The following is a 6,141-nucleotide window of genomic DNA, read 5'->3' as shown; positions in this document are numbered from 1 at the left end:
TGCCACCTCCAACCACGGTTACTATTGAAAATTGCTACGACAGGGAATTCATGGGATTAAAGGCTCGTCAAGATTATCGGGTAATTAATCTGTGGGAAGTAGAGGCTGAATTAGTATTAGAACAACCATTACCTCCCCTATTTCCATTTGTCCCGATCTTATTTGGAGGTGGTAGTGAATCGAAATTGCGGTCAGCGGTGCAGGCTCTACGAGCGGATCAAACTTTGAATCAACTAGAACCGCTCTTAGCGTTCTTTGCTAGTTTTGTTTTAGAGATACCCTTAATTCAACAAATCATGAGGTGGGATATGACAGTATTACGGGAATCACCCTGGTATCAAGAGATTTTACAAGAGGGTGTTGCTCAAGGGATTGAACAAGGGATTGAACAAGGGATTGAACAAGGGATTGAACAAGGGATTGAACAAGGGATTGAACAAGGGATTGAACAAGGCATCCAACAAGAACGTCGAGGCAGTTTAGAGCGCATCCTTAAACTGCGATTTTCAGAGATTCCTTCAGAGATATCCGTCAGAATTCAAGCCTTAACTCTCGAACAACTAGAAGAGTTGATGGCAACAGCATTAACGGTTAACTCCCTAGATGAGTTTACTCAACATTTGCCCCAGTAATTAAATAGTGCCACACCCCACCTCGACCGTTAGGGGTGGGTTACTCTTGCCTATTGCCTAGACTCCGCAACCCTAACAAACCGGCACCATAAGCAGGCTCATAGCGAGGCCAAATCACGTTAGCATTAGGGCTAAGCATGACAAGGGATGATTCAAATCGGTGACGGATTGAGGAAAGACCATGCCAGACACTTCCGGTGGTTACTACCTCACATTGTGAGTCAGGGGTAAAGACGCTTTCAATTACAACTTGGGTAGCTTTTGCTAGTTGATTAACTGTATCTTCGATAATGCTAATGGCTACCTGATCGCCTTCAGCGGCTGCTTGATCCACAATTGGCGCTAAGGATGCAATTTCTTTGACACCCCACCCTTGCCGATAGATGATATCTGTGATATAATTGAAGTTTGATAAGTTAAAATGGGTGGTGAAGCGCTCCTGAAGACTAGTTGTTGTTAGACTAGTTACTGCAAAGCCATCATAGGCGTTGATAGCGGCTCGTAATCCAGAGACGGCAATGTGATAGGCACTGCCAACATCTCCTAGGATATGTCCCCAGCCACCAACTCGCTTGGTATTTCCCTGGGCATTGCGTCCAAAAACAATTGAGCCGGTGCCTGCGATCGCAACAACTCCCACAGGCTTACCGACTCCCCCCACTAAGGCAATCAAAGCATCATCACAAATAACAACATTAGAGGGGAGTAATGCCCAAGTGACGGGAATTGTCTGACTTGACAACAACTGTTGGACGAAGCCTTGCACCACTTCTCTACCTCGTGGACGACCAACACCGGCTAATCCCAAACAAATGGCTTCCACTGTGACGGATTCCATGGATAGTTTAGCGAAAGCTTGTTGGGTGGCGAGGCGAATAGCTGATTCTATGGAGGCGAAAGCGGTGTTGATACCAACGGTGTGATAATTGGAGGCATCGGCTTCTCCTCGACCTAGGACTTGACCTTGGTGGTTGAGGACTACACAAAGGGTTTTACTGGCACCGCCATCTATTCCGATTACACAGCTTGTCATGTATAGTTAGTTGACTATAATGAAACACTGGCAAGATGCCATTTCTACGCACATTGACACTGGCAAGATGCCAGTTCTACCAAGATGCCAGTTCTACCAAGATGCCAGTTCTACCAAGATGCCAGTTCTACCCAAGATGAAATACATGAAACTGGCAAGATGCCAGTTCCACATCAGCAAAGAAATGAAACTGGCAAGATGCCAGTTCTACTAAGATGCCAGTTTAGCGATCGCATTCAAAACCAGCTAAAAACCAACAATTAGTTGTTATCTGAGTCTTCTGGCTTGAGAAGGGCATCCACTAATACCGTGACTTGCACCAGGGAATTGATCACATCCCTGGCTTGGGTAAAGGGTTTACCTTGATACTCGGAGTAGGCTGACCAAATTAAAGGAATAGCAATAAGTCCGACGAGCCAACGCTTGATGGTTTTACGATTGTACATGGGCAGGGATAAAAAACAACAGCCTCATCTGTTTTTGTTAACTCTCTCCAAATAGCCATTCCATGCCAAATCCCCCTAGAGAGCCCATTTAAAAAATTTTTTCCGACTTTGCATAGAATCCAGGGTTAGCCACCGTTAGTTATTTAGAAAGGTGCATCCAGGAGATGGATTGAGATGGAGTTAACCCATGGACGCACTGGAGGAACGACTGCAACAGCTAGCTTTGAAGGCTCAAAAGCATTCCCCAAAAAGCTGTGACCGTCGTCTAGCCCTGACTCGGCTGATTCAAATGATTCAAGCATCCGGCAAATTATCTCGCAGGAGATATGACACCCCCCAGGAGGTTTACGATGAAGCACTTCAAGAGACTTGGTGGTATCTGTGTAGAAAAATTGACACTTATCAACCGAGAGGTCCGGTGATTAACTGGATTAATAGTGTCCTCAAGTGGCGGTTGATTGATGCCAAGAAACGACATACCAAACAGGGACGGGTGTACTCCCTAGATGCACCAATAAACTCTTCCGATGGGGGTAAAGTCAATCAATCAGGTATGACCTATTTAGATACCGTTGCCCAACCAGAAGACACTCCGTTACCTTCACAGCTTATACGTCAGTGTATTGAAGAAGACTCTGATGGGCTGTTTGCCAGCAAACACGTTAAAGGACATCCTAAAGCCAACTTCAGAACTATAGCTCTTTTATACCTAGACCGGAAGAGTTGGAAAGAGACTGCTGTTGCGGTTGGGTTAAAGCCAAAGCAATGGTCAACGGTGCAAAGTTTCTACTGGCGCTCTTGCAAGTATTTTGCTGACACGTTTAAGGAATACTTGCAGGAATAACTCACAAACAAGATTCAATGTATCGAGAGAGTAACAATGAATAACTTAACGGAAAAATTAGCATTTTCTGTGCCTATTACCAGAAAATGGTATCAGGATGCAGAAACCTTTAGTCAGGAACAACACGAACCGGACAAAGCTCAAGACGTTTACCTAAATACATTAGCGGTTTATGCGGTAAATTTCTACTTACAGTGTATGGAAGTAGAAACTGATTTAGCAGCAAGTGATAGCAGTAATCCAGCCCTGCGATCGCTGATGAATGTATCCGACTTGATGGTTAAAGATTGGGGTAAATTGGAATGTCGTCCTGTTTTACCTGGTGACCAAGTTTGTGACATACCGCCAGAAAGTCGGCAAGACCGAGTTGGTTATGTGGTAGTAGAAATTAATCAATCAAGTAATCAAGCTAAACTGCTAGGATTTGCTAAAACTGCACTGGAAGGAAGCTTGGAGATTAGTAAAATCCAGTCTCTTGAGCAGTTAATTAACCAATTACCAGAGCTGGAATCAAATGTGGTGAACTTACGGGAATGGTTGAAAGGTAATTTTCAAGTAGGTTGGCAGTCGGTTACCGATTTGCTGTCTCCACAACTTAGACCAGCATTTAGAAATACCGAATACCAGCAACAACGAGCTAAACCAATTGATTTATTTGATTTAGGGCTAGAATTAGCGGGTAATCCTGTCGTTTTAATTATTACTGTCGGAAAAATTGACAAGGAAACTGCCAGCGTTCGAGCCCAAGTTTATCCCAACGGTGAAGCACTAACCTTGCCTCCGAATTTGAAACTATCGGTACTGACTGCAACCGGTGATGTTTTTACCGAAGTAACCGCCAGAAGTAATGATGAATTCATCCAATATCAGTTTAATGCCCAACGGGGAGATGACTTCGGAATTCAGGTTTCTTTAGGTGAAGCTAGTGTAACGGAAAGGTTTCAGGTTTGAGCTAAAGTCAGGGGCGGACTATCCCAATGCTGGTGGTGCGTTACGGGGCGGACTATCCCAATGCTGGCTATGAGGGGAAAAATCTGGGCAAGTCCGCCCCTAACGCACCCTACGTACTTAAAATTTTCAAACATAGATCAATGAAGAGGCTGTTAACGTTAATATTAGACGGAGAAATTGACCAAGGGTTTGATGCCACCCTGGAAATTCGGCAAGGGGATCTTCATTCTCCGTCCCAAACTCGGATAAAAGGGCGGTTGTCGGGGAATCGAGACTTACTCAACTGTTATCGCCATTGGCAGCAACGGTATCTGAGTTTGGAAATGCTATTTCGTGCTCTGAGTGCCAATCCCGAACAGGTGACCAATTCATCCCAGCGGGGGGAAGCCTTTGCGGCTTGTCGGCAAGCAGCTGAGGTTTTGGAAGAGAGTCTTAATCACTGGCTCAATACTGACCCAGAGTTTCGCTCGATTCGGGATAAGTTATTGGGCTCGGGGAAAAAATTTCAACTTCTGTTACAGACCAATAATCCCTGGCTGCGTCGGTTTCCCTGGCACCGCTGGGATTTACTGGCGGAAGCCCAGGCGGACGTTGCCCTGAGTGCGATTGAACAAATTAGCAACGCATTCCCCCACCTGGCCTATGGCCACGCTACGCGAACGGCTTGCCAGGTGGGGGTTAAGGAGCAGGCCGTTACTAGTCGCTAATATCTAAAAGGAAAATTACATGATTGCCGTCTTACTTTTCCTAGGCTAAAATACTAACTATAAACCAGTTTTTTAGGCCAGTGAAAACGCCGACTAAAATCATAAGAACCGATAAGTGGCAACTTAACCCAACTCCCGATCAAAAACTACTTTTCGGGGAAACGGTTAAGGTGTATCGCCGTGCTTGTCGATATTTGGTTGGCATTATTTATACTCACTGGTCTGATCTAGGTTCTTTGACAGCAGATCTGCTGACTCCTGCTGTTGAGCGCTTGATGCATCAAACAGCCAAGCGCCCCGACATCAAATACCCCCAATTCAATAAAGCCTTTTACAAATTTCCCAGTTATTACCGTCGTGCAGCAATCGCATTTGCAGCGGGTCTTGTTAGTAGTTATGTGACCCGTTACAGCGAATGGCGGTCGGGTACACGGAAACGACGCAATGCTAGTCCTCCACGGTTAAATGCTAATACTGGTTGTTACCCAGCCCTCTACAAGGGGCAGTGTTACAAATTACACGGTTTTGATCAAGTCGAAATCAAAGTATTTAATGGATCTGATTGGATTTGGACTGGTGTCCAAATCACTGGGTTAAGGGAAAGACATCAGGTGGCTAGTAATAAGATGATGTCCCCTTCGTTGATTTTCAATGAAAGGTACTGTCATCTATCGGTTCCGTTTAACTGCAAACCAGAAAAACGGAAACCAGAAGCCAACGTAACTGCGGTAGATCTAGGGATTAATACCACCGCAACAATAGCAGTCGTAACCCACAGCGGAACTGTAATCCATAGGGAGTTTATTCATCCTGGTAGAGACATAGACCGCAGGGACAAGCGACTAAAATCTGTATCTGTACGGGCATCTAAGACGATGGGAAAGGGTGGAAAACTCCATAAAGGTTTCTGCTCTAAAACCTATCAAAAAGCCGCACGAATCAACAACCAAATTGGCCACATCGTTTCTAAGCGAATTGTTCAGATTGCTGATCAGTTTAACTCTGAGGCGATTGTTTTTGAGAACCTTAAGGGATGGAAGCCAAAAGGTGGAAGGAAAAGGTCTAACCTCCGGCAAAGGTTCCATGGATGGCTAAAGGCAAAAATTCGCGATTTTACGCTTGAGAAATGGGCTGAGTTAGGTGGAAAAGTAATAGAAGTTGTGGCGGCTTACACCTCCAAACTCGCCTTTGATGGCTCCGGCAAGGTCAAGCGTGATTCAAAGAATTATGCCCTAGCAACCTTCTCCTCAGGTAAGCGGTTCAATGCCGATTTAAACGGTGCTTACAACATCGGTGCTAGAGGCGTGCTTAAACTCACTCACAGAAATGGTAGTGAGGGTCGTTCCAGCAAAAGTTTTGGACGACCGCCTAGAAGCTGGGCTTCTCTGTGTGATCTGTGGGCTACGGCTCGCCCTAGATTAGCATAGGACACCCCCACCTCGTTCAGGTGGGGGAAGTTTCATTACGATTGTCCCAACCCCCTTAACCGGCAGACTACTCCTAAGGGCAAGGTTATAATTCTGGCAAT

The 6,141-nt window shown here is 45.4% G+C and carries 8 protein-coding genes; 6 read left to right on the top strand and 2 right to left on the bottom strand.

Translation table 11 applies throughout. From position 1 onward, the window contains the following. The coding region (locus tag F6K51_RS11060; RefSeq protein ID WP_293020283.1) for a DUF4351 domain-containing protein at positions 1–632 on the top strand (632 nt) is incomplete at its 5' end. Positions 633–672: 40 nt separating this feature from the next. On the opposite strand, the gene F6K51_RS11055 is transcribed toward F6K51_RS11060, so the two are convergent. Further along, positions 673–1,665, bottom strand: coding sequence for a BadF/BadG/BcrA/BcrD ATPase family protein (locus tag F6K51_RS11055; RefSeq protein WP_293020281.1), 993 nt, complete (start codon positions 1,663–1,665; stop codon positions 673–675). Between the two features lie 84 nt (positions 1,666–1,749). On the opposite strand from F6K51_RS11055, the gene F6K51_RS11050 reads away from it, so the two are divergent. Beyond that, positions 1,750–1,929 (top strand): hypothetical protein, encoded by a 180-nt coding sequence (locus tag F6K51_RS11050; RefSeq protein ID WP_293020279.1) that lies wholly within the window; start codon positions 1,750–1,752, stop codon positions 1,927–1,929. Here F6K51_RS11050 and F6K51_RS11045 read toward each other — a convergent pair. Beyond that, positions 1,926–2,111: a hypothetical protein gene (locus F6K51_RS11045; RefSeq protein ID WP_293020277.1), complete on the bottom strand. Its 186-nt coding sequence runs from the start codon at positions 2,109–2,111 to the stop codon at positions 1,926–1,928. The genes F6K51_RS11050 and F6K51_RS11045 overlap by 4 nt on opposite strands. A 187-nt stretch (positions 2,112–2,298) precedes the next feature. Here F6K51_RS11045 and F6K51_RS11040 point away from each other — a divergent pair, with 187 nt between their 5' ends. The 4 genes from F6K51_RS11040 (at position 2,299) to F6K51_RS11025 (ending at position 6,040) form a co-directional block, all read left to right on the top strand. After that, positions 2,299–2,955: a hypothetical protein gene (locus F6K51_RS11040; protein ID WP_293020276.1), complete on the top strand. Its 657-nt coding sequence runs from the start codon at positions 2,299–2,301 to the stop codon at positions 2,953–2,955. 36 nt (positions 2,956–2,991) lie between these two features. Further along, positions 2,992–3,906: a DUF1822 family protein gene (locus tag F6K51_RS11035; protein ID WP_293020274.1), complete on the top strand. Its 915-nt coding sequence runs from the start codon at positions 2,992–2,994 to the stop codon at positions 3,904–3,906. A gap of 140 nt (positions 3,907–4,046) precedes the next feature. Then, a complete protein-coding gene (locus F6K51_RS11030; RefSeq protein WP_293020272.1) occupies positions 4,047–4,613 on the top strand; it encodes a hypothetical protein in 567 nt (188 codons plus the stop codon). A gap of 80 nt (positions 4,614–4,693) precedes the next feature. After that, the gene (locus F6K51_RS11025; protein ID WP_293020271.1) at positions 4,694–6,040 is read left to right on the top strand and encodes a transposase; all 1,347 of its coding nucleotides are present in this window, start codon (positions 4,694–4,696) and stop codon (positions 6,038–6,040) included. The last annotated feature ends 101 nt before the right edge of the window (positions 6,041–6,141 follow it).

Origin of the sequence: Moorena sp. SIO3I8, assembly GCF_010692325.1 — a bacterium.
In the GTDB taxonomy this organism is placed as follows: Bacteria; Cyanobacteriota; Cyanobacteriia; order Cyanobacteriales; family Coleofasciculaceae; genus Moorena.
Note: the sequence above shows the minus strand (reverse complement) of the source record. Positions and strands in the feature narration are given on the sequence as shown.

Coding starts and splice junctions, on each gene's coding strand:
- F6K51_RS11055 (WP_293020281.1), bottom strand. CDS start 1,665: ATGACAAGCTGTGTAATCGGAATAGATGGCGGTGCCAGTAAAACCCTT.
- F6K51_RS11050 (WP_293020279.1), top strand. CDS start 1,750: ATGCCAGTTCTACCAAGATGCCAGTTCTACCAAGATGCCAGTTCTACC.
- F6K51_RS11045 (WP_293020277.1), bottom strand. CDS start 2,111: ATGTACAATCGTAAAACCATCAAGCGTTGGCTCGTCGGACTTATTGCT.
- F6K51_RS11040 (WP_293020276.1), top strand. CDS start 2,299: ATGGACGCACTGGAGGAACGACTGCAACAGCTAGCTTTGAAGGCTCAA.
- F6K51_RS11035 (WP_293020274.1), top strand. CDS start 2,992: ATGAATAACTTAACGGAAAAATTAGCATTTTCTGTGCCTATTACCAGA.
- F6K51_RS11030 (WP_293020272.1), top strand. CDS start 4,047: ATGAAGAGGCTGTTAACGTTAATATTAGACGGAGAAATTGACCAAGGG.